The following is a 21,407-nucleotide window of genomic DNA, read 5'->3' on the forward strand; positions in this document are numbered from 1 at the left end:
CCTTGATCTCTGCGGCGGCGATCTTTCGCAATATTGGAAAGTTATTCGTCAATGTCGAATATGCTCGGGCGCAGTCGAGTTGTCAAGATCTACCTGGCGGCCGATGAGACCGCCCGGCTCGACGACGAACCGGAGGGAGGAGCCGCTGTGATCCAGGCCATCGATCGCGCAGCGAAGGTGCTCGAACTGCTGCAGGGCGCCCGCCACCTCGGCATCACCGACCTGTCGCTCGCGTTGAGCCTTCCGCCGTCGACCGTGCACGGGATCGTGAAGTCCCTGCGTGAGCACGGACTGGTCGCCAAGGAGCGCGGCGGCCAGCGATACATGCTCGGCCCGACACTGCTGCGCCTCAGCAACGTGTACCTCGACACACTCGATGTCAGGGCCAGGGCCATGAGGTGGACGCAGGAGCTCGCTCGCCGCACGAATCTTCCCGTGCGACTCGGGGCGCCGCACTTCCACGAGGTCCTCGTCATCCACCACGACCTGCGCCCCGACGACAGCCAGCAGATGCTCGAGACCGGCGTCGCGATCCCCGCTCACGCCTCGGCGATGGGAAAGGTGCTGCTCGCGCACGATCTCGGCTTCCAGCGCACGGTCTTCGAGCGGCCGCTGCCCAGCCTCACCGGAGACACGATCACCGACGTCGCCCGTCTGATCCTGGAGCTGCCGGCCATCGCCGAACGCGGCAGCGCCACCGAGGTCGACGAGGCCGTCCTCGGCGAGTCCTCGATCGCGGCTCCGGTGGCCGACTCCTCGAACGACATCGTCGCGGCGGTCGCCGTCGTGATGCCCACCTCTCAGGCTCCCGCCTCCGATGCCGTCCTCCACGCACTGCGCGAGACGGCGCGGAACATCTCGCGGGAGCTCGGCGCGACGTCGTGGCCGCCGCGCGTCGCCCCTGCGGACGACTGACCTACTCGGCGAGCAGCAGGTCGGCCGCGCGCTCGCCGATCATGATCGAGGGGGCGTTCGTGTTGGCGCTCGGCACGAACGGCATCACCGATGCGTCCGCGACCCGGAGCCCTGCGATGCCCGGGACCCGGAGCTGCGGGTCGACGACCGCGAGCTCGTCGACGCCCATCCGGCACGTCCCGACCTGGTGGTGATAGGTCCCGACGGTCCGACGGGCGAAATCGCGCAGCTCGTCGCGGGTCGTGACGCCCTCCCCCGGAGCGAACTCGGACGCGCGGAAGGGCGCGAACTCGTCGCGACCGCCGATCGCCCTGACCAGCTCGGTCGCGTCGGTGAATCCCCAGCGCGCGCCGATCGACGAGATCTGCTGTCCGCTCTGTGTCGGGTTGCTCAGGTCGCGCCGCGTGGCGTCGAGCCGGCGGTGCCTGATCCAGGCGCTGACGGTGTCGTTCTTGCCCTCGAACAGCTTCTGCAGGTACCGCACCGAGATGTGGTGGGCGACCGCGATCTGCGTGACGGTGAGCTCCGCGTCGCCGAGATGCGCGGCGATGTACAGCTCGATCCGCGTGAGCAGTGCGCGGCGGCCGACCTCCTCACCGCCGTCCAGCTCCAGTTCGAGCCGCTCGCCCAGTGCGGCGGTGAGCAGGTCGAGCACGGCGTCGGACAGCGGCATCCGATTCTGCAGCGTGCCGTTCTCGAGCGTCGTGTCATAGGCCCGCAGCATCGACGACGCGATCGCACCGACGCCCTCGCGCCCCGAGAACCGCGAAGCCGTGAGTGCGCGCAGGCGTGCCCGATCGATGCGCAGCGTCTCGAGGGGGAACATCACCACGAGCATGCGGAAGGGCCCGTCGAAGTCGAGTGCGTACGGCCGCGTGGTGTCGTAGACGGCGAAGTCGCCGGGCATCAGGATCGCATCCCGGCCGTCCTGGCTGATCACGCTGCGCCCCTGCAGCTGCACGCCCAGCTTGATGTGGCCTGGGTCGTCTCGGGCGATCTCGGCCTTCGTCCGGCTCACCCGCACGGCAGACCCCGCGACGCTCGATACCGACAGCGGCCCCACGGGTTGAGCGACCAGTTTGCCTTCGAACCCCGACCGCACGGCACCGTCGGTCGACCAGGCGCGCAGCGGAACGAAGCTGCGGTTCACGGCATCCGTCCACATGTCGAACCGCTCGGCGGAAGGAACCGCACCGCAGTCGACGACGACTCTGCCGGCGACCGCCTCGGGTGTGCGATCGTCCATTCGTCACTCCTCGCTTCATCGCGTGTCGGACAGCATACGCGCATCACCTCGGCGTGGAGGGGGTCAGCGCGACTGCAGACCGTCCAGGCTCACCCGCAGGATGTCTTCGCCCAGCTCGTCAGGATCGACCGGTCCACCGGGCCGATACCACTCGACGACCGAGTTGATCATGCCGAAGATCAGCCTGGTCGCGACCGCGGCATCGACGTCGTCGCGGATCAGCCCTTCGGTCTGAGCCTCGGTGACGATCGCGGTGACCCGCTGGTCGAAGGCGCGGCGGCGCACGAGTGCCGCCGTCTCGACATCGCCGTTGCCTCGGACCCGCAGCAGCAGCGTGACCGACGGGAGCTTCTCGGTGAGCACACGCACCGCTCCGCGGATGATCGATCGCAGACGGTCGGAGGCGAGCGGATGCCGCGACGTGGCGTCGTCCACGACGGCCTCGAGAGCGTCGAGGGCATCGTTCAGCGCGAGCTCGAGGATCGCCGACTTGGATTCGAAGTGGTGGTAGAGCGCCGACTTGGTGAGTCCGAGGGTCGCACTGAGGTCGGCGACGCTCGTCGCGTCGTATCCCTGCTCGTTGAAGACCTTCACGGCGACCGCGAGCACCTGCTCGCGGTCATAACCTGGCCGGCCGCGCTTGGGGGCCGGCGCGTCGAATCCGGGCTGCGCCATGGGCCCAGTCTGTCATTCCCGATGAGTTGCCATTCCTCCGCCGATCTGAGATCGTATTCCTGACCGATCGGTCTGAAATTATCGCCAGCGTTGGTGATCGAGAGGATGATGATGTCCGAGGCCTATCTCGTCGATGGCGTCCGCACCCCCGTCGGCCGCTATGGAGGCGCACTCGCGTCCGTCCGCCCCGACGATCTCGCAGCTCTCGTGGTCGGCGAGACGGCCCGCAGATCCGCGATCCCCGTCGACGAGATCGACGAGGTGATCCTCGGCGCCGCCAACCAGGCCGGTGAGGACAATCGCAACGTGGCACGGATGGCCGTGCTGCTCGCAGGCCTGCCCGATTCGATCCCCGGATTGACCGTCAACCGGCTCTGCGCTTCGGGCATGTCGGCCATCGCCCTCGCCTCGAACGCCGTGCGCGCAGGAGACGCCGACCTCATCGTCGCCGGCGGGGTCGAGTCCATGACTCGTGCCCCCTGGGTGCAGGCGAAGCCCGAGAGGGCATGGGCCAAGCCCGGTGCGGCCTTCGACACGTCGATCGGCTGGCGTTTCACGAACCCCCTGCTGAGCGAGCGCGACAAGGCGACGTTCTCGATGCCGGAGACGGCGGAGGAGGTCGCACGCCTGGACGGGATCAGCCGAGCGGATGCCGATGACTTCGCCCTCCTGAGCCACCGACGAGCGATCGCGGCGATCGACGCCGGGCGCTTCGCCCCTGAGATCGTCGGGGTCGACACGGGCCGCGGCATCGTCGATATCGACGAGGGACCACGACGCGACACCACCCTCGAAGCCCTCGCGAAGCTCCGCGCCGTCGTGGCCGGCGGCGAGGTGGTCACGGCGGGGAACTCGAGTTCGCTGAACGACGGAGCCTCCGCGATCGTCGTGGCGAGCGCCGATGCCGTCGCGCGGCACGGCCTGCGGCCGCGGGCCCGGATCGTCGCGTCCGCGACAGCCGCGCTCGCTCCCGAGATCATGGGCCTCGGCCCCGTACCGGCCACGCAGAAGGCGCTCGCGAAGGCGGGCCTGCAGATCGGGGATCTCGGCGCTGTCGAACTGAACGAAGCGTTCGCGTCGCAGTCCCTCGCCTGCATCCGCCGACTCGGACTCGACCCGGCGATGGTCAATGCCGACGGCGGAGCCATCGCGCTCGGCCACCCCCTCGGATCCAGCGGGTCGCGTCTGATCGTGACGCTGCTCGGTCGACTCGAGCGCGAGAACGCCCGCTACGGACTGGCCACGATGTGCGTCGGCGTCGGACAGGGCACGGCCATGATCGTGGAGCGTCTGACGTGACCCTGCACATCGAGGAGCGCGACGACCGGGTCGTCGCCACGCTCGACCGCCCCGAGAAGCGCAACGCCATCGACCAGGCGACGGTCGATGCGCTGCACGAGCTGTGCGCGATGCTCGAAGAGGCTCCGCGCACGCTGATCCTCGCGGGGTCGGGCGGGGTCTTCGCCGCCGGAGCCGACATCGCTCAGCTGCGCGATCGCACCGCGGACGATGCCAGGCGCGGCATCAACGCGACCGCGTTCATCCGCATCCACCAACTCCCGATGCCCGTGATCGCGGCGATCGACGGCTATGCGCTCGGAGGAGGGGCCGAGCTCGCGTACGCCGCGGACATCCGCATCGCGACGCCGTCGCTCCGCATCGGCAACCCCGAGACGGGGCTCGGCATCATCGCGGCGGCCGGTGCGACCTGGCGGCTTCCCGAGATCGTCGGCGATGCCCGCGCGAGCGAGCTGCTGCTCACAGGGCGAGCGCTCGATGCCGAGGAGGCGCTGCGCTGGGGACTGGTCTCGTCTCTGCATCCGGCCGAGGAACTGCTCGCCGCCGCGCACGGGATCGTCGACCGGATCGCGGCGAACGACCCGCTGGCGACGCAGTACACGAAGCGCGCACTGCGTGCCCCGAGGGCGCAGCATCCGGCGATCGAGCTCGAGTTGCAGGCCGAGCTCTTCGAGTCGCCCGAGAAGCACCGCCGCATGACCGCGTTCCTGGAGAGGAAGAGCCGATGAGCGAGACCCCCGAGGCACCACGCAGGGTCGGAGTGCTGGGCGGTGGGCGCATGGGCGCCGGCATCGCTCACGCGTTCCTGCTCGCGGGATCGCACGTCAGCGTGGTCGAACGCGATGCGGCGAGCGCCGACGCGGCACGGACCCGCATCAGCGACAGCATCCGCAGATCGATCGAGCGTGACTCATCCCTGGATGAGAGCGAACTCAGCGACCACCTCACGACCGGCGACGATCTCGCGGCCTTCGCCGAGGTCGACCTGGCGATCGAGGCGGTCCCCGAAGACCGCACTCTCAAGGATGATGCGCTCGCCCGCGCCGAGGCGGCGATGCCCGAGCACGCGACGCTGGCGAGCAACACCTCGTCGATCTCGATCGGTGATCTGGCCTCGGGCCGCCTGCGCCCCGAGCGGTTCCTCGGTCTTCATTTCTTCAACCCCGTGCCCGCATCGGCGCTCGTTGAGATCGTGCGCAGCGCAGCGACCGATGCAGCGATCGTCGAGAGCGCGACGGGTTGGGTGACCGCTCTCGGCAAGACACCGATCGTCGTCAGCGACTCCCCCGGGTTCGCATCGTCTCGACTCGGCGTCATGCTCGGCCTGGAGGCGATCCGGATGCTCGAGGAGGGCGTCGCGTCCGCGGCCGACATCGATGCGGCCATGACTCTGGGATACCGACACCCGATGGGGCCGCTGCGCACGACCGACGTGGTCGGCCTGGATGTGCGCCTGGGTATCGCCGAGGAGTTGGAACGCACGCTCGGCGCGCGGTTCGCCCCGCCGGATCTGCTGCGACGGATGGTCGCCGAAGGAAAGCTCGGCCGCAAGAGCGGCGAAGGGTTCTACGCATGGAACGAGGAGAGATGACCGAGTATCTGCCGAGTTACGTCCAGGGCGAGTGGTGGACGCCGTCGGCGCCCGCGCGCTCCGCCGAGGTTCTCGACGCATCGACCGGCGACGTCGTCACGCTCGTGTCCTCCGAGGGCCTCGATCTCGCCGGGGCGCTGGAGCACGCCCGCACTACAGGGCAGAAGAGCCTCGGAGCGCTTACGTTCCACCAGCGCGCCGTGCTCCTCAAGCAGTTCGCCCTCGCCCTCACCGAGCGCAAGGACGAGCTGTATGCGCTGTCCTCTCGCACCGGTGCCACGAAGAACGACTCGTGGGTCGACATCGACGGCGGCATCGGGGTGCTCTTCTCCTATTCCGGCAAGGGCCGCCGCGAGCTGCCGAACAGCCATGTGCACGTCGACGGCCCGGTCGAGCCGCTCTCGAAGGACGGGTCGTTCCTCGGACGCCACGTCTATACGACGCTTCCCGGCGTCGCCGTGCAGATCAACGCCTTCAACTTCCCGGTGTGGGGATCGCTGGAGAAATTCGCTCCCGCATTCCTGGCCGGCATGCCGACCGTCGTGAAACCCGCTACCCCCACGGGCTATCTCGCGGAGGCCATGGTGCGCATCCTCGTCGAGTCCGGACTGCTGCCCGGCGGATCGCTCCAGCTCGTCAGCGGAAGCGTGCCCGATCTGTTCGAGAACCTGCGACTCGGCGACATCGTCGGCTTCACCGGCAGCGCATCGACGGCGGAGAGCCTCAAGGCCCACCCCGCAGTGCAGACCGGCGGTGTGCGATTCACCGCCGAGACCGACTCGATCAACGCCTCGGTACTCGGCACCGACGCGGTCGAGGGCACGCCGGAGTTCGACGCCTACGTGCGCCAGCTCGTCACCGAGATGACGACGAAAGCCGGCCAGAAGTGCACGGCAATCCGCCGCGCGATCGTTCCGACCGGGGCCGCGGATGCCGTGATCGCCGCCGTGCAGGCGCGCATCTCCGACAAGACAGTGCTGGGCGACCCGCGCGCCGAGGGCGTCACCATGGGCCCTCTCGCCTCGACCGCGCAGCGCGACGAGGTGCTGCGACAGGTGGGCAGACTGCAGGCAGCGGGAGGGCAGATCGTCGTGGGATCGACGGATGCTCCCGAGGTGCGGCTCACCGACGGCAGCACGGGCCTCTCTCCCGACGGGGCGTTCGTGTCGCCGCTGCTGCTGCGCTTCGATGACCCGCAGACCGACGCCGCGCACTCGATCGAGGCCTTCGGCCCCGTGTCCTCGCTGCTCACGTACGACACCACCGCCGACGCCGCGGCACTCGTGGCGCGGGGCGGCGGGTCACTGGTCACCAGCATCGCGACGCACGACCCGGTGCAGGCGGTGGACCTGGCCGCGCGCATCGCCCCCTTCAACGGCAGGATGCTGCTGCTCGACCGCGACGACGCGCGATCGTCGACCGGTCACGGCTCTCCGCTCCCGAACCTCGTGCACGGCGGTCCCGGCCGGGCCGGCGGCGGCGAGGAGCTCGGCGGCATCCGTGCGGTGCTGCACCACATGCAGCGCACAGCGGTGCAGGGCTCGCCAGAGATGCTCACGGCGTTGACGGGTGTGTGGCATGCGGGAGCCGCCGCGCACAGCGATGGCCGGCATCCGTTCCGCAAGTCGCTCGCCGAGCTCCGCATCGGCGACCAGATCGTCTCGGCATCGCGAGAGGTCACGCTCGCCGACATCGAGACGTTCGCACACTTCACGGGCGACACCTTCTATGCGCACATGGACGAGGCGGCCGCTGCGGCGAATCCGTTCTTCCCCGGGCGCGTGGCCCACGGCTACCTGCTCGTCTCGTGGGCGGCCGGTCTCTTCGTCGACCCGGAACCAGGGCCCGTGCTCGCGAACTACGGGCTCGAGAACCTGCGTTTCATCACGCCCGTCTCCCCGGGCGACACGATCAGGGTCGAGCTCACCGCCAAGCAGATCACCCCGCGCGAGACCGACGAGTACGGCGAGGTGCGGTGGGATGCCGTCATCCGCAACCAGAGCGACGAGCTCGTCGCGACCTATGATGTGCTCACCCTGGTCAACAAGGAGCCGGCATCCGAGGTCGTCGCCGCATGAGGCCGATGATGCAGCGCGACGCCGCCTCGGCCATGCTGGGCATGGTCGTCGAACTCGACGAACCCGGCGAGGCTGTGGTGTCGATGACGGTGCGCGACGACATGCTGAACGGCTTCGCGATCACGCACGGCGGGCTGGTCTTCACTCTCGCCGACACCGCCTTCGCGATCGCCTGCAATGAAGACGAGCGGGTCACCGTCGCCGGTGGCGCCGACATCACCTTCCTGAAGTCGACGACCGCGGGCCAGCGCCTGACCGCACGTGCCGTTCGCCGGGTCGTCAGCGGCCGGAACGGGCTCTACGACGTGTCGGTCACCGACGAGTCAGGCGACGTCGTCGCCGAGGTCCGTGGCCGCTCGCTCACGACGAACCGTTCTCAGGCGGGGTGAGACGGTGCGCGGCCCCCTGCATGGTGAGGGCCGGAATCGGTGTCGTCACGATTCCGGCCCCGGCCTGGTGCCGCGCTGCGGTCAGCCCTCAGCGCTGGATGACCTTGGGGGCTGCGACCGCCTTGAGCCCGGCCACGCCGAACTCCTGCCCGTAGCCGCTCGCCTTGATGCCCCCGAAAGGCACGTGAGGGTTGATCGCCCCGTGCTGGTTGATCCACACGGTGCCGGCCTGCACGCGGCGCGCGACCTCACTCGCGGCATCCGGGTCGTCCGACCAGACCGACGCGCCGAGCCCCTGGGTCGAGTCGTTGGCCCGACGGACGGCGTCATCGACGTCGGTGTAACGGACGACCGGAATGACCGGACCGAACTGCTCCTCGTCGACGAGTGCGGCTCCGTCATCGATGTCGGCGACGACCGTGGTGCGGTAGAAAAGGGGTCCGTGCTCGGGTGCGGGCTCGCCTCCGGTGACGATCCGCGCACCCTGTGCCCTCGCGTCGTCGACGAGGCGGGACACGATGTCGAACTGCTTCTCGTTCTGCAGCGGCCCGAGGACGTTCGCCTCATCGAGGCCGTTGCCGAGCGGCATGGCGTCGGCGAGCTTCGCGAGCGTCTCGACGACCTGCTCGTACTGCGACTCGTGCACGTACAGCCGCTTGAGCGCGGCGCAGGTCTGACCTGTGTTGATGAAGATGCCCCAGAACAGGTTCTCGGCGATCGCGTCGATGTCGGTACCCGGCAGGATGATGCCGGCGTCGTTGCCGCCGAGCTCGAGGGTCAGTCGGGCGAGGCTGTTCGCAGACGCCTCGACGATCCTGCGACCCGTGGCCGTCGACCCGGTGAACATGATCTTGTCGAGGTCGGGATGCGCGGCGATCGCCGCTCCCACCTCCCGATCCCCCGAGATCACGGTCAGCACACCCTCGGGCAGGTGCCGGTTGAAGATCGCCGCGAGCGCGAGCACCGACAGCGGCGTGAACTCGCTCGGCTTGACGACAACCGTGTTGCCCATGCGCAGCGACGGGGCGATCTGCCAGACCGTGATCATCATCGGCCAGTTCCACGGGCCGATCGCGCCGACCACTCCGAGCGGGTCGTAGTGGACCTCCGCACGGGATTCGCCGGCCTCGAAGACGACCTCCGGTTCGAGCGGGGTGTCTGCGGCAGTGCGCGTCCATGCCGAGCACGCCCCGACCTCGAAGCGGGCGTTCGGACCGTTCAGCGGCTTGCCCTGCTCGCGCGAGAGCAGCACTGCCAGCTCCTCGGCGTTCGCGTCGAGGTCGTCGGCGATCGCATTGAGGATGCGGCTGCGTTCGGCGTGCCCCAGAGCGGCCCACGCCGGCTGCGCGGCTCGAGCGTCCGCGATGGCGCGGTTCAGGTCGTCGACCGAGTGCACGGGCGCATGGCCGATCACCCCGCGCGTCGCGGCGTCCGGGATGGGGCGTCCGACGCCCTCCGGCGCGGTGATGGACTCCAGGATCGTCGTCGTCGTGGTCACAGCATCCTCCTTGATCGCGGACTGCTCCGTCCGGTATCCGGAGCCTACGAGCGCCGACTCCGGCCGGTACAGGCCCTGCGGCCCTTCGTGCACACGCGGCACAGGGTCGTACGCCTCGGGCAGATCGAGCCCTCCCGATCCACGATCTGATGGAATACCCCCCCTGCGACGAAGGAGTCGACGATGACCGCACACCGCACCGAGACCGAACTCCGTGCTGAGACCGAACTCCGTGCTGAGATCGGAACCGAACCGGAGCTGCACGCGCCCGAGGCTCTCGCCCGCCTGCAGCTGGAGCGTCTGCAGTGGACGGTGCACCACGCCTATGAGAATGTCGCCGTCTATCGACGCAAGTTCGATGAGCACGGCGTGCATCCCGACGACATCCGCACGCTCGACGACGTGCAGAAGCTGCCGTTCACCACCAAAGCCGATCTGCGCGAGAGCTACCCGTTCGGGATGTTCGCCGTTCCCATGCCCGATGTCCGGCGAATCCACGCGTCCTCCGGCACGACGGGGCGTCCGACCGTGGTCGGCTACACCGAGGGCGATCTCGACCGGTGGAGCGATCTGATCGCGAGGTCGCTGCACGCCGCCGGCATCCGGGCGGGGATGAAGGTCCACAACGCGTACGGCTACGGACTCTTCACCGGCGGGCTCGGCGCGCATGCGGGAATCGAGCGGCTCGGCGCCACGGTGATCCCCGTGTCGGGAGGACAGACCGCGCGGCAGGTGCAGCTGATCACCGATTTCGAGCCGGACGCGATCCTCTGCACCCCCAGCTACCTGCTCACGATCGCGGACGCGATGGATGCGGCGGGGATCGATCCGACGAAGACGTCGCTGCGGGTGGCGGTGCTCGGCGCAGAGCCCTGGACGAACGAGATGCGGCGGGAGATCGAGCGACGACTGAACATCGACGCAGTCGACATCTACGGGCTCAGCGAGGTCATGGGACCGGGCGTCGCGAGCGAGAGTGTGCTCACGAAAGACGGGCCGCACATCTGGGAGGACCACTTCCTGCCCGAGATCATCGACGGCGACACAGGCGATCGCCTGCCGGACGGCGCGCTGGGCGAACTGGTGTTCACGTCTCTCACCAAGGAGGCGTTCCCTGTCATCCGCTACCGCACACGCGACCTGACGCGACTTCTTCCCGGCACGACCTACCCCGCTCTGCGCCGCATGGAGAAGATCACCGGACGCAACGACGACATGATCATTCTGCGCGGCGTGAACCTGTTCCCCACGCAGATCGAGGAGCTCGTGATGGGCATCGAGACCCTGACGCCGCACTTCGTGCTCGAACTGCACCATGTCGCGCAGCTCGACACCATGACCGTGCGTATCGAGCGGCACCCGTCGTTGAGCGCCGAGGAGTGCGACGCCGCGGCGGCGGTGCTCCACCACCGCATCAAGATGCACATCGGCACCAGCGTCGACGTCCAGGTCGAAGAGCCCGGCACGCTGCCCCGCAGTGAGGGCAAGTACAAGCGCGTGTACGACCTGCGCTGAGAGATCAATCGCTGCATGAGTCGCGCCGCCGAGTTGATCCGCGACGCCCGCCGCCAGAGTGGGCTGACGCAATCCGCGCTGGCCCGGCTCGCCGGCGTGACGCAGAGCGTCGTCAGCGAGTACGAGAACGGCAGGCGCGAACCGTCGTTCGACGCGGTCGACAGGCTGGTCTCGGCTGCCGGACTGGTCGTCGAGGTCGCTCCGCGCACTGCGGAGGAGCAGAGCGCGCGCGACCCGAGTGATCGCACTTTCCGGTGAACTCCGACGCGTGCTCCTGCCGCTCGGGGCGCAGCGCATCCGCCTCTTCGGCAGCGTAGCTCGCGGCGATGAGGCGCGGTCGAGTGACATCGACCTGGCCGTCGATGTCGCGCCGACCGTCGGCGTGTTCGATCTGCTGCGGATGAGGCGGGAGGCTGGGCGGATACTCGGAGGGCCCGTCGACCTCGTCCCCTTCGACGGCCTCAAACCCGCGGTGGCAGAGGCAGTCGAACGTGAAGCCGTCACGTTGTGAACCGGCACACGTCCGAGAGGCTTCCCCTGCTTGCCGCAGCTGTTCAGAGGATGCGGTCGAGAGAACGGGACGCATCGACGAAGCGCTGATCGATGCGGCTGACGCCGTCGTCAGCCGCGGAGCGCAAGCACGAACGGCAGCACGTCCGTGGCGCCGGCCTGACGCAAGGTGCGTGCGGCAACGGTCAGAGTCCATCGACTGTCGGCCATGTCGTCGACGAGGAGCACCGGGCCCTCAGGGATGTCAAGGGCCTGCGCGCTGAACCGGTCCCACAGACCGGCGAGACGGAAGACGCTGTTGCCGCCGGGCTGTCCCGCGGGCCCCCCGTTCACCAGGTCGAGCGCGCCGAGGTACGGAAGTCGCCCGATCTCCGAGATCCCGCGGGCGAGCGAATCGACGAGCAGCGGATGCGAACGCGACGGCATGTCCACGACTGCGACCGGGCGCTCTGCCCACCCCCAGCCGGCGAGGACCCGCACACAACCACCGAGAACCTGCGGGGTCACCGCTGCGTCGGGCGCCCCCGCGGCGAAGAGCTCCCGCAGGGTGCCACCCCAGCCGAGATCGGTCAATCGGGCGAGAGCGCGCCCCTCGCCCGCCTGCTCTCCCGCTGGAATGCGGCCCTTGACCGGCACGTCGAGCTTGTCGGCCCCCGTCGGCCAGGCGCGTCGCGGTTCGATCGGGACGCCGACCCGATCGAGCGACTCCGCAGCCTGGGTTGTCGCAGCCTCCCCGATCTCGTTCGGAAACCAGATGCCCGCGCAGTTGTCGCATCTGCCACACGGTGCAGCGGTGTCATCATCGAGAGAGCGCTGCAGGAACTCCATCCGGCAGCCATCGGTCTGCTCGTAGTCGATCATGTGCTGCTGCTCGGCGCGGCGCTCACCCGCGATGCGTTCGTAGCGCTCGGCGTCGTACGTCCACGGTTGACCGGTCGCTACCCACCCGCCCTGCACCCGGCGCACCGCACCGTCGACGTCGAGCACCTTGAGCAGCAGTTCGAGGGGTGTGCGCCGGATGTCGACCATCGCCTCGAGAGCGGGAGTCGAGATCGGCTGGTCGCCGAGCGCCCCGATCACCCGCTCGGCCCGCTCGCGATCGGGCATCGACGCCGTCGCGAAGTAGTGCCAGATGTCGCGATCCTCGACGCCCGGCAGCAGCAGGACGTCGGCGCTCTCGCTCGCACGACCGGCACGGCCGACCTGCTGGTAGTACGCGACCGGTGAGGACGGCGCACCGAGGTGCAGCACGAATCCGAGGTCGGGCTTGTCGAACCCCATGCCGAGTGCACTCGTCGCGACGAGCGCCTTGACCTCGTTGCGCTTGAGCATGCCCTCGGACTCGGTGCGCTCGTCGGTGTCGGTCTGCCCCGTGTACGCACGCACCTCGTGGCCGTGATCGCGCAGCAGCCGCGCGGTGTCGACCGCGGCGGCGACCGTGAGGGTGTAGATGATGCCGGAGCCGGGGAGGTCGTCGATGTGGCTCAGCAACCACGCCAGCCGGCTCGCCGAATCGCGCAGCCGCAGCACGCCCAGCCGCAGCGAGGTGCGGGCGAGCGGGCCCCGAATCGTGAGGACCTCGGGTCGGTCGTCGCCGGATTCGACCCCACCGGTGCCGAGCTGCTCGGCGACGTCTGCGACGACCCTGCTGTTCGCGGTCGCCGTGGTGGCGAGCACAGGCACCTGAGGCGGCATCTGCTCGATCAGATCGCGCAGCCGCCGATAGTCGGGGCGGAAATCATGCCCCCAATCGCTGATGCAGTGCGCCTCGTCGACCACCAGCATCCCGATCCTTCGCACGAGCGCCGGCAGCTGCTGCTCGCGGAACGCAGGGTTGTTCAGTCGCTCGGGAGACACGAGCAGCACGTCGACCTCGTCGCGGTCGAGCTGTTCCATGACCTCGGACCACTCGTGCGCGTTGGTCGAGTTGATCGCGACGGCGCGCACGCCCGCCCGTTCGGCGGCGGCGATCTGGTCGCGCATCAGCGCCAGCAGCGGCGAGACGAGCACGGTGGGGCCGGCGCCCTGCCGCCTCAGCAGGAGGGTCGCGACGAAGTACACGGCCGACTTGCCCCACCCCGTGCGCTGCACGACGAGCGCGCGGCGTCGCCCCTCGACGAGGGCCTCGATCGCCTCGTACTGGCCGTCGTGGAAGTCGGCATCGGGACGACCGACCAGCTCGCGGAGCGCCGAGAGCGCAGCGGTGCGGGTGTCGACAGCGGCGGGGGAAGTCATGTCTCCACTGTGCCGCATGCCACCGACGTCAGGAGTCCAGGCCGCCGATCACCGGGGAACTTTCATGCACTGACGGAACGGCCCCGCACCCGATCGCGTCGTCTAGCGTGGAACGATGATCACCCGAGAACTGGCCGTATCCCTGCGCGACGCCGGTCTCGTGTGGCATCCGACCGAGGGTGATCGTTTTCAGCTCGATCTGCCGGACGAGGTCGAGCTCGAGGCCGAGGCCGACGTCTTCACGGTCAGCGATATGACGATCGAGGCCCGCCAGACGCCCAGCGGCACCGATCTGGCCTTCAACGGCACGACCGAGTGGGCTCTCGATGCCGTCACCCTCGCCGACGCGGTCTGGCTCCCCCGCGAGGACCAGCTGCGCGAGCTGCTGCGGGGCACCTTCCGCGCCCTGACCCGCATTTCCGATGCGTTCGTCGTCGAGGTGGAGATCGCCGGCGAGACGTTGAGATTCGAGCATCCGGACCCCTCCGAGGCATACGGTCGAGCCCTTCTCGACCTCGTCTCGCGCTCTCTCTGAGCGCCTCGCCTTGCGCGCAGCGGACCTCCATGTCAGAATTACCTAACGACCGGTCAGTAAAGCCGGTGGGACACCGAGGAGTCGACGATGACCAGCCCCGCAGATCTCTCCCTCGTCGCAGACGAGCTCTCCGATGACGAGCGCCTGTTCGACGAGCTCATCGCGAACGAGCAGCGCATCGAGCCTCGCGACTGGATGCCCGACGCATACCGCAAGACGCTGATCCGTCAGATCTCGCAGCACGCGCACTCCGAGATCATCGGCATGCAGCCGGAGGGCAATTGGATCACCCGGGCGCCGAGCCTCAAGCGCAAGGCGATCCTGATGGCGAAGGTGCAGGACGAGGCCGGGCACGGCCTCTACCTCTACTCCGCCGCGCAGACTCTCGGGATCACGCGTGACGAGATGATGGACCAGCTCATCAGCGGCAAGGCCAAGTACTCGTCGATCTTCAACTACCCGACCCCCACGTGGGCCGACATGGGCGCGATCGGATGGCTCGTCGACGGTGCCGCGATCTGCAACCAGGTGCCGCTGTGCCGCGCGTCGTACGGGCCGTACGGCCGCGCGATGGTGCGCGTCTGCAAAGAGGAGTCGTTCCACCAGCGCCAGGGTTTCGAGATCCTGCTCTCCCTGATGCAGGGCACCGACGAGCAGAGGCAGATGGCACAGGATGCCGTGAACCGCTGGTACTGGCCGAGCCTGGCGATGTTCGGTCCTCCCGATGACCAGTCCCCCAACTCCGCCCAGTCGATGAAGTGGAAGATCAAGCGCTTCACCAACGACGAGCTGCGCCAGCGGTTCGTCGGGATGCTGGTGCCGCAGGCCGAGATCCTCGGGGTCACCCTTCCCGACCCCGAACTGCGCTTCGATGACGAGACCGGCCAGTACGTGATCGGCGAGATCGACTGGGACGAGTTCTTCGAGGTGCTGCGCGGCAACGGTCCGTGCAACGCCGAGCGTCTCGAGCGCCGCCGCACGGCACACGAGGAGGGCGCGTGGGTGCGCGAGGCCGCGGCCGAGTATGCCCGCAAGCAGGCGCTGAAGACGAAGGCGGTGGCATGATGGCGACGCCGGGGGCCGACGAACGCGAACCGTGGCCCCTCTGGGAGGTCTTCGTCCGCGCCAACCGCGGTCTGAGCCACGTGCACGTCGGATCCCTGCATGCCCCGGATGCCGACATGGCGATCCGCAACGCCCGTGACCTGTACACACGCCGGGGCGAGGGCGTCTCGATCTGGGCCGTTCCGGCGGGTGCGATCACCACCAGCGACCCCGACGCGAAGGGCGCCTACTTCGAGAGCCCCGCGGGCAAGAACTACCGGCATGCCGTCTACTACACGGCTTCCGAAGGAGTGCCGCACCTGTGAACGACATCCACGCAGACCTGCATGGCGACCTGCACGGCGATGTCTCGGTCGACGAGCTGCGGCTGAGCGAGGAACTCACCGGAACAGGCTCCGCCGCAGCATCCGCCGACATCGCCGAGTACGCACTGTGGCTCGGGGACGACGCCCTGATCCTCTCTCAGCAGCTCGGCGAGTGGATCGCCCGCGCGCCGGAGCTCGAAGAGGACGTCGCGCTCGGCAACATCGCCCTCGATCTGCTCGGCCACGCCCGCTCGTTCCTGCACTTCGCGGGGTCGTACGACGGACGTTCCGAAGACGATCTCGCGTACTTCCGCGACGAGCCGGACTTCCGCAGCGCGTGGATCGTCGAGCAACCCAACGGCGACTTCGCGCAGACCATCGCACGTCAGTTCGTCGTATCGACCTACATGTTCGAGCTCTACTCCGCCCTCCGGGCGAGCACGGACGAGACGTTCGCCGCGATCGCCGAGAAGTCCCTCAAAGAGGTCGACTACCACCGCGACCACGCCGTGCAATGGGTGCTTCGCCTGGCCGGCGGCACCGACGAATCGAGACGACGGATCATCCGCGCGCTCGGCGACGTCTGGCCCTACGTCGACGAGCTCTTCCGCGACGAGCCCCTCATCGATCGACTCGGCGCTGCCGCGGTGCGGCCGTCGACTCTGCGCCCCGGTTTCGACGCGGTCGTCGACACCGTGTTCACCGAGGCGGAGCTGGAGACGCCTGTCGTCTCGGCATCGTCCGCCGGCGGCCGACGGGGCGCGCACGCCACACCGCTCGGCCATCTGCTCGCCGAGATGCAGGTGCTCGCCAGGCGCCATCCGGGAGCGTCATGGTGACCGGCACGCTGCAGACCGATGCGCAGGCGGCGGCCTGGCGGATCGCCGCGGCCGTGGCCGACCCCGAGGTGCCGGTGCTCACGATCGAGGATCTCGGTGTGCTCCGTGCCGTCGCCGTCGACGGGTCGACCGTCACGGTCGACATCACGCCGACCTACAGCGGATGCCCGGCGATGGACACGATCCGCGACGACGTCATCTTGGCCCTGACTGTGGCCGGCTACGAGAAGGTCGAGGTACGCCTCGTGCTCTCCCCCGCCTGGACGACGGACTGGATGTCGGATGCCGGCAAGCAGAAGCTGTCGCAGTACGGCATCGCGCCTCCCTCCGGCCGCTCAGCGATATCGTCCGGCCCGATCCGCCTGGCGATCAGCGTGCGCTGCCCGAGGTGCGGATCGCTCGACACCCGCGAGGTCTCGCGCTTCGGATCCACCTCGTGCAAGGCGCTGTTCGAATGCCGTGCCTGCCTCGAGCCCTTCGACCACTTCAAGGTGCACTGATGTCGCTGTTCGCCTCTCCCGGCATCGCTCCCGCGGCCGCCGCGCATCGCCCCGCGTCGACGGCCACGAAGAAGCGCGCCCGCTTTCACACGCTCTCGGTAGAAGAGGTGCGGCCGCTCACCGACGACTCGGTCGAGGTGACCTTCACCGTTCCGGCCGAGCTGGCCGATGACTACGACCACCAGCCCGGCCAGTACGTGGCGCTGCGAACGACGCTCGACGGCACCGAGGTGCGCCGGTCGTACTCGCTGTGTCGCGCACCCGAGCATCGCACCGACGAGCAGATCGCCGCCGGGATGCCGACCCGCCTCAGCGTCGCCGTGAAGCGCGACGAGGGTGGCCTGTTCTCCACGTGGGCGCAGACGGGCCTGCACCCGGGATTCGAGATCGACGTGATGAGTCCGCAGGGCACATTCACCTCGGGCCTCGACGATCTCGATCAGCGCCACGTCGTGGGCATAGCGGCAGGCTCAGGCATCACACCGCTGATGGCTCTCGCGCACACGGTGCTGACGCGCTCCGACACCTCGCGCTTCACGCTCCTCTACACGAACCGCTCGACGCTCGACGTGATGTTCCTCGAGGACCTCGCCGACCTGAAGGACCGCTATCCGACGCGCCTGACCCTGCACCACGTCCTCTCGCGCGAGCAGCGCACGGCACCGGTGCTGTCCGGTCGCATCGACGAGGAGAAGCTGCGGACGATCCTGGGCATACTGATCGACCCGACCGACGTCGACGAGTGGTTCCTGTGCGGACCGCTCTCGCTCGTCGACCTGTGCCGGGAGGTGCTCGCCGATGTGGGGGTGCCGCGGGAGCACATCCGGTTCGAGCTCTTCACGACCGGGGATGAGCCGGTGCGTGCAGCACGCCCGGTCCAAATGCGAGCCGGAGAGAAGACGATCCGGATCGAGGTCAACCTCGACGGCGTCTCCTCGACCGTCGAGAGCCCCGTCGATGCGCATGAGTCGGTGCTGAACGCCGCACTGCGGGTGCGCCCCGACGCCCCCTTCGCATGCGCAGGCGGCGTCTGCGGTACGTGCCGCGCACGAGTCCTCGAAGGCAGCGTGACCATGACCGAGAACTACGCCCTCGAGCCCGACGAACTCGACCGCGGCTACGTGCTGACCTGCCAGTCCCACCCGACGAGCGACCGCGTCGTCGTCGACTACGACGTCTGAGGAGCATCAGATGATCGATCTCACCATCGAGGACGACGTCGCGACAGTCGTCCTGAACGCGCCGTCGAAGCTGAACTCGCTCGACGAGCAGGCGCTCCACGATCTCGGACGAGCCTACGACGAGGCGGATGCCGCAGGCGTGCGCGCGCTCGTGCTGCGCGGTGAGGGCCGAGCGTTCTGCGCCGGCCGTGACATCTCGGCGGTGGACCCGCGCGACGATGACGTCATGGGCTATCTCGGCGGCCTCGTCACGCCCCTGCTGCAGAGGATGGCGCGCTTCCCCTCGCCGACCTTCGCGGTCGCGCACGGCGCCTGCCTGGGTGTCGGACTCGGACTCCTGATCGCCACCGACGTCGTCTACGTGGCGGAGTCGGCGAAGATCGGCTCGCCGTTCGCCGCGCTCGGAGCCACGCTCGATTCCGGAGGCCATGCGCTCTTCGTCGAGCGGCTCGGAGCGCACAAGACGCTCGACCTCATCTATACGGGGCGACTGATGACCGGCGCAGAGGCTGTGACGTCGGGGCTGTTCTCACGCGTCCTGCCCGACGACGAGGTGCTCGGGGCGACGACGGATGCCGCGGCGACCGCCGCACGAGGCGCCACCGCGGCCTTCCTCGCGAGCAAGCAGCTGGTCGCCCGGATTCGCGACGAGCGCCTCGCTCTCTGGGACTCGATCGAGATCGAGAACGCCGCGCAGGCAGCCCTCTGCGACACCGATGACTATCGCGAGGGCTTCTCGGCGTTCCAGGAGAAGCGGAAACCGGAGTTCCGCGGGCGCTGACCCGACGTTCTTACTGCGGCTGGACAGGCGAAAGCAAGGCCGTCGTCGATGTCGGATGCCGATGCGAGACTGCATGCATGTTGCTCTCGGAGCTCGTCACCACCGCAGACACCGTCACCGCGACCTCATCGCGGCTCGCCAAGATCGATGCACTGTCGCAGCTGCTCGCGCGCGCTGACGCGGAGGACGTCCCCGCCCTGGTCGGACTGCTTCTCGCGACGCCTCGTCAGGGGCGCCTCGGCGTGGGCTGGCGCGGGATCGCAGCTCTCGACGTGCAGCACGCCGATGCACCGTCGCTGTCGATCAGCGATGTCGACGAGGCGTTCGAGACCCTGACCCATGCGTCGGGCTCAGGATCTGCGTCCGCACGGAGCGGCCTCCTCTCCGTGCTCGCCAGCCGCGCCACCACCTGCGAATGGGATTTCCTGTCGCGCGCGATGCTCGGGGAGCTGCGCACCGGTGCACTCGGCGGTGTCCTGCTCGACGCGATAGCACGCGCCTCCGATCGTCCGGTCGGCACCGTGCGGCGGGCGGCGATGCTGTCCGGTGACCTGGGCGAGACCGCCGTGCTCGCCCTCCACGGAAGCGCCGATGCTCTCGCGGCCGTCGGCCTGCAGGTCGGTCGCCCGGTGCTGCCGATGCTCGCCTCGACCGCCGCCACTCCGACTGCTGCGCTCGAGGTCACGGGGCGCGCCTCGGTGGAGTACAAGCTCGACGGTGCGCGCATCCAGGTGCACCGCCACGGCGACGACGTGAGCGTCTACACCCGCAGCCTCGCCGACATCACGCACCGTGTGCCCGAGATCGTCGAGATCGTGCGAAGCCTCCCCGCTGATGACCTGATCCTCGACGGCGAGACGCTCTCCCTCGATGAGGACGGCGGCCCCCGCCCGTTCCAGGAGACCATGTCGCGGTTCGGGGCCGACGTCTCGCGCGATCTCGTGCTGCGCCCCTGGTTCTTCGACGTGCTGCACGTCGACGGTCGCGACCTGCTCGACGAACCGCTCTCCACCCGCCTGACCGAGCTGGAGAGGGTCGTGGGCGAATGGCGCATGCCGGGCATCGTTACCGACGATCCCGTGGCCGCCGAGCAGCTGTCGCGTGAGGCTCTGGCAGCCGGGCACGAGGGAGTGCTCGTCAAGGGCATCGACGCTCCCTATTCGGCCGGCCGCCGCGGCAAGTCCTGGGTGAAGGTCAAACCCGTACTGACCTACGACCTCGTCGTGCTCGCCGCCGAGTGGGGTTCGGGGCGCCGCCAGGGGTGGCTGTCGAACCTCCACCTCGGCGCGCTCGATCCGAGTGGCGAGTTCGGTGATCCGGGCGGCCTGGTGATGGTCGGCAAGACCTTCAAGGGACTCACCGACGAACTGCTGCGCTGGCAGACCGAGAACTTTCCGCCACTCGAGACACGGCGCACCCAGAGCACGGTGTTCCTGCGCCCCGAGTTCGTGGTCGAGATCGCCATCGACGGCGTGCAGCGATCGCCCCGCTACCCCGGTGGCATCGCCCTGCGCTTCGCCAGAGTCAAGGGCTATCGACCCGACAAGACGCCGTCAGGTGCCGACACGATCCAGACGCTGCGCGCGCTGCTGCGAGGGTGATCGGCGGCACGTCGACGAAGGCATGGTCAGTGGGACGACAGGTTCGACGGCACACCCTGAGGCTCTGTCGCGGCGCGATGCGCGCTTGCGTCGAGAGTCCAGAGGGCGAGCCCCACGATGATCGCCGCGACACTCGTGGGGAGGTATGTGTAGGGCGGCGCCCAGATCGGGGAGCCGAACACGATGACCCCGGTCCACAGTGAACCGCCGCACAGCAGCAGGCTGGCGATGCTGAGCCCCGCCTGTCTTTCGACGGCATAGGCGGCACCAGCACAGAAGAATGCGAGGGCCGTCGCGGCAGACCACCCCCAGATCGGCACCTGGACGACCAGCCCCAGGTGCAGGAACCAAGTGAATCCGAACAGGGCCACCGCCGCTCCCGCGATCAGGATGATCCGCCCGGCCAGCGCCGTCCCGGCGCTGATCAGGATGACGCCCGCGAGCAGCAGCGCGAACCCGAGCAGATCGCCCAGAAGACCGACCCAAAAACCGCCCGTGGTCTCGTTGCTGATGAGCGGCACGACACCGAGCAGGATCCCGCTGACGATCAGCGCGATCGAGCCGAGGGTTCGCAGACGCGAAGCCCGCGAACCCGCTCGGCCGGACGCGTCGACGTCCGCCGCCATCGGTGCGGAGAGTGCGTGCATGG

At 68.9% G+C, this 21,407-nt stretch carries 22 protein-coding genes; 17 read left to right on the top strand and 5 right to left on the bottom strand.

Features of this window, described 5'->3' with window-relative positions:
* Nucleotides 1–51 precede the first annotated feature (51 nt).
* Nucleotides 52–915: an IclR family transcriptional regulator gene (locus OD997_RS15465; RefSeq protein WP_434332475.1), complete on the top strand. Its 864-nt coding sequence runs from the start codon at nt 52–54 to the stop codon at nt 913–915.
* A 1-nt stretch (nt 916) separates the two neighbouring features.
* Here the strand turns inward: OD997_RS15465 and OD997_RS15470 are convergent, their stop codons facing one another.
* Complete coding sequence (locus tag OD997_RS15470; RefSeq protein ID WP_434332476.1) at nt 917–2,161, bottom strand: GMC oxidoreductase; 1,245 nt, start codon at nt 2,159–2,161, stop codon at nt 917–919.
* A gap of 63 nt (nt 2,162–2,224) precedes the next feature.
* Nucleotides 2,225–2,836 carry a TetR/AcrR family transcriptional regulator gene (locus OD997_RS15475; RefSeq protein WP_434332478.1) on the bottom strand — a complete coding sequence of 204 codons (612 nt, stop codon included), beginning with the start codon at nt 2,834–2,836 and terminating at the stop codon, nt 2,225–2,227.
* Between the two features lie 111 nt (nt 2,837–2,947).
* Here OD997_RS15475 and OD997_RS15480 point away from each other — a divergent pair, with 111 nt between their 5' ends.
* The 5 genes from OD997_RS15480 to paaI are packed head-to-tail and all read left to right on the top strand — an operon-like array spanning nt 2,948 to nt 8,193.
* Nucleotides 2,948–4,135, top strand: coding sequence for a thiolase family protein (locus tag OD997_RS15480; RefSeq protein ID WP_434332479.1), 1,188 nt, complete (start codon nt 2,948–2,950; stop codon nt 4,133–4,135).
* Entirely contained in the window at nt 4,132–4,863 is a 732-nt protein-coding gene (locus OD997_RS15485) for an enoyl-CoA hydratase/isomerase family protein (RefSeq protein ID WP_434332480.1), read from the top strand. Before OD997_RS15480 ends, OD997_RS15485 begins: the two co-directional genes overlap by 4 nt.
* On the top strand, nt 4,860–5,726 hold the full coding sequence (locus tag OD997_RS15490) for a 3-hydroxyacyl-CoA dehydrogenase family protein (protein ID WP_434332481.1): 867 nt from the start codon (nt 4,860–4,862) through the stop codon (nt 5,724–5,726). The genes OD997_RS15485 and OD997_RS15490 overlap by 4 nt, the downstream gene beginning before the upstream one ends.
* On the top strand, nt 5,723–7,804 hold the full coding sequence (gene paaZ, locus OD997_RS15495; protein WP_434332482.1) for a phenylacetic acid degradation bifunctional protein PaaZ: 2,082 nt from the start codon (nt 5,723–5,725) through the stop codon (nt 7,802–7,804). Before OD997_RS15490 ends, paaZ begins: the two co-directional genes overlap by 4 nt.
* A gap of 5 nt (nt 7,805–7,809) precedes the next feature.
* On the top strand, nt 7,810–8,193 hold the full coding sequence (paaI, locus tag OD997_RS15500; RefSeq protein WP_434332483.1) for a hydroxyphenylacetyl-CoA thioesterase PaaI: 384 nt from the start codon (nt 7,810–7,812) through the stop codon (nt 8,191–8,193).
* A gap of 88 nt (nt 8,194–8,281) precedes the next feature.
* Here paaI and OD997_RS15505 read toward each other — a convergent pair whose 3' ends face one another.
* On the bottom strand, nt 8,282–9,691 hold the full coding sequence (locus OD997_RS15505; protein WP_434332484.1) for an aldehyde dehydrogenase family protein: 1,410 nt from the start codon (nt 9,689–9,691) through the stop codon (nt 8,282–8,284).
* Nucleotides 9,692–9,874: 183 nt separating this feature from the next.
* Between OD997_RS15505 and paaK the strand changes: the two genes are divergently transcribed.
* The 3 genes from paaK to OD997_RS15520 are packed head-to-tail and all read left to right on the top strand — an operon-like array spanning nt 9,875 to nt 11,717.
* Complete coding sequence (paaK, locus tag OD997_RS15510; RefSeq protein ID WP_434332485.1) at nt 9,875–11,206, top strand: phenylacetate--CoA ligase PaaK; 1,332 nt, start codon at nt 9,875–9,877, stop codon at nt 11,204–11,206.
* Nucleotides 11,207–11,221: 15 nt separating this feature from the next.
* The gene (locus OD997_RS15515) at nt 11,222–11,464 is read left to right on the top strand and encodes a helix-turn-helix domain-containing protein (RefSeq protein WP_434332486.1); all 243 of its coding nucleotides are present in this window, start codon (nt 11,222–11,224) and stop codon (nt 11,462–11,464) included.
* A gap of 10 nt (nt 11,465–11,474) precedes the next feature.
* A complete protein-coding gene (locus OD997_RS15520) occupies nt 11,475–11,717 on the top strand; it encodes a nucleotidyltransferase family protein (protein ID WP_434332487.1) in 243 nt (80 codons plus the stop codon).
* Between the two features lie 110 nt (nt 11,718–11,827).
* On the opposite strand, the gene OD997_RS15525 is transcribed toward OD997_RS15520, so the two are convergent.
* Nucleotides 11,828–13,951, bottom strand: coding sequence for a RecQ family ATP-dependent DNA helicase (locus OD997_RS15525; protein ID WP_434332488.1), 2,124 nt, complete (start codon nt 13,949–13,951; stop codon nt 11,828–11,830).
* Nucleotides 13,952–14,066: 115 nt separating this feature from the next.
* Here OD997_RS15525 and OD997_RS15530 point away from each other — a divergent pair, with 115 nt between their 5' ends.
* The 8 genes from OD997_RS15530 to OD997_RS15565 all read left to right on the top strand — a co-directional run bounded on the left by OD997_RS15530 (nt 14,067) and on the right by OD997_RS15565 (nt 20,758).
* The gene (locus OD997_RS15530) at nt 14,067–14,486 is read left to right on the top strand and encodes a pilus assembly protein CpaE (RefSeq protein WP_434332489.1); all 420 of its coding nucleotides are present in this window, start codon (nt 14,067–14,069) and stop codon (nt 14,484–14,486) included.
* Between the two features lie 87 nt (nt 14,487–14,573).
* Nucleotides 14,574–15,551: a 1,2-phenylacetyl-CoA epoxidase subunit PaaA gene (gene paaA / locus OD997_RS15535; RefSeq protein WP_434332490.1), complete on the top strand. Its 978-nt coding sequence runs from the start codon at nt 14,574–14,576 to the stop codon at nt 15,549–15,551.
* Complete coding sequence (paaB, locus tag OD997_RS15540; protein ID WP_434332940.1) at nt 15,551–15,856, top strand: 1,2-phenylacetyl-CoA epoxidase subunit PaaB; 306 nt, start codon at nt 15,551–15,553, stop codon at nt 15,854–15,856. The genes paaA and paaB overlap by 1 nt, the downstream gene beginning before the upstream one ends.
* Nucleotides 15,853–16,695 carry a 1,2-phenylacetyl-CoA epoxidase subunit PaaC gene (paaC, locus tag OD997_RS15545; RefSeq protein WP_434332491.1) on the top strand — a complete coding sequence of 281 codons (843 nt, stop codon included), beginning with the start codon at nt 15,853–15,855 and terminating at the stop codon, nt 16,693–16,695. The genes paaB and paaC overlap by 4 nt, the downstream gene beginning before the upstream one ends.
* The gene (gene paaD / locus OD997_RS15550; protein WP_434332492.1) at nt 16,689–17,195 is read left to right on the top strand and encodes a 1,2-phenylacetyl-CoA epoxidase subunit PaaD; all 507 of its coding nucleotides are present in this window, start codon (nt 16,689–16,691) and stop codon (nt 17,193–17,195) included. The genes paaC and paaD overlap by 7 nt, the downstream gene beginning before the upstream one ends.
* Nucleotides 17,195–18,376, top strand: a complete 1,182-nt coding sequence (gene paaE / locus OD997_RS15555; RefSeq protein WP_434332493.1) for a 1,2-phenylacetyl-CoA epoxidase subunit PaaE — start codon at nt 17,195–17,197, stop codon at nt 18,374–18,376. The genes paaD and paaE overlap by 1 nt, the downstream gene beginning before the upstream one ends.
* Nucleotides 18,377–18,386: 10 nt before the next feature.
* Nucleotides 18,387–19,157 (top strand): enoyl-CoA hydratase/isomerase family protein, encoded by a 771-nt coding sequence (locus OD997_RS15560; protein WP_434332494.1) that lies wholly within the window; start codon nt 18,387–18,389, stop codon nt 19,155–19,157.
* A gap of 77 nt (nt 19,158–19,234) precedes the next feature.
* The gene (locus tag OD997_RS15565; RefSeq protein WP_434332495.1) at nt 19,235–20,758 is read left to right on the top strand and encodes an ATP-dependent DNA ligase; all 1,524 of its coding nucleotides are present in this window, start codon (nt 19,235–19,237) and stop codon (nt 20,756–20,758) included.
* A gap of 26 nt (nt 20,759–20,784) precedes the next feature.
* Here OD997_RS15565 and OD997_RS15570 read toward each other — a convergent pair whose 3' ends face one another.
* Nucleotides 20,785–21,405 (bottom strand): hypothetical protein, encoded by a 621-nt coding sequence (locus tag OD997_RS15570; protein ID WP_434332496.1) that lies wholly within the window; start codon nt 21,403–21,405, stop codon nt 20,785–20,787.
* Between the last annotated feature and the right edge of the window lie 2 nt (nt 21,406–21,407).

The organism is Microbacterium sp. CGR1 (assembly GCF_051062835.1).
Classification (GTDB): Bacteria; Actinomycetota; Actinomycetes; order Actinomycetales; family Microbacteriaceae; genus Microbacterium.

Excerpts from the sequence above, each read along its gene's own strand:
- paaE (WP_434332493.1), top strand. The coding sequence starts at position 17,195 with ATGTCGCTGTTCGCCTCTCCCGGCATCGCTCCCGCGGCCGCCGCGCAT.
- OD997_RS15515 (WP_434332486.1), top strand. The coding sequence starts at position 11,222 with ATGAGTCGCGCCGCCGAGTTGATCCGCGACGCCCGCCGCCAGAGTGGG.
- paaZ (WP_434332482.1), top strand. The coding sequence starts at position 5,723 with ATGACCGAGTATCTGCCGAGTTACGTCCAGGGCGAGTGGTGGACGCCG.
- paaI (WP_434332483.1), top strand. The coding sequence starts at position 7,810 with ATGATGCAGCGCGACGCCGCCTCGGCCATGCTGGGCATGGTCGTCGAA.
- OD997_RS15570 (WP_434332496.1), bottom strand. The coding sequence starts at position 21,405 with ATGCACGCACTCTCCGCACCGATGGCGGCGGACGTCGACGCGTCCGGC.
- paaD (WP_434332492.1), top strand. The coding sequence starts at position 16,689 with ATGGTGACCGGCACGCTGCAGACCGATGCGCAGGCGGCGGCCTGGCGG.
- OD997_RS15475 (WP_434332478.1), bottom strand. The coding sequence starts at position 2,836 with ATGGCGCAGCCCGGATTCGACGCGCCGGCCCCCAAGCGCGGCCGGCCA.
- OD997_RS15530 (WP_434332489.1), top strand. The coding sequence starts at position 14,067 with ATGATCACCCGAGAACTGGCCGTATCCCTGCGCGACGCCGGTCTCGTG.
- OD997_RS15565 (WP_434332495.1), top strand. The coding sequence starts at position 19,235 with ATGTTGCTCTCGGAGCTCGTCACCACCGCAGACACCGTCACCGCGACC.
- OD997_RS15470 (WP_434332476.1), bottom strand. The coding sequence starts at position 2,161 with ATGGACGATCGCACACCCGAGGCGGTCGCCGGCAGAGTCGTCGTCGAC.
- OD997_RS15465 (WP_434332475.1), top strand. The coding sequence starts at position 52 with ATGTCGAATATGCTCGGGCGCAGTCGAGTTGTCAAGATCTACCTGGCG.
- OD997_RS15480 (WP_434332479.1), top strand. The coding sequence starts at position 2,948 with ATGTCCGAGGCCTATCTCGTCGATGGCGTCCGCACCCCCGTCGGCCGC.
- OD997_RS15490 (WP_434332481.1), top strand. The coding sequence starts at position 4,860 with ATGAGCGAGACCCCCGAGGCACCACGCAGGGTCGGAGTGCTGGGCGGT.
- paaB (WP_434332940.1), top strand. The coding sequence starts at position 15,551 with ATGGCGACGCCGGGGGCCGACGAACGCGAACCGTGGCCCCTCTGGGAG.
- OD997_RS15525 (WP_434332488.1), bottom strand. The coding sequence starts at position 13,951 with ATGACTTCCCCCGCCGCTGTCGACACCCGCACCGCTGCGCTCTCGGCG.
- OD997_RS15560 (WP_434332494.1), top strand. The coding sequence starts at position 18,387 with ATGATCGATCTCACCATCGAGGACGACGTCGCGACAGTCGTCCTGAAC.
- paaK (WP_434332485.1), top strand. The coding sequence starts at position 9,875 with ATGACCGCACACCGCACCGAGACCGAACTCCGTGCTGAGACCGAACTC.
- paaA (WP_434332490.1), top strand. The coding sequence starts at position 14,574 with ATGACCAGCCCCGCAGATCTCTCCCTCGTCGCAGACGAGCTCTCCGAT.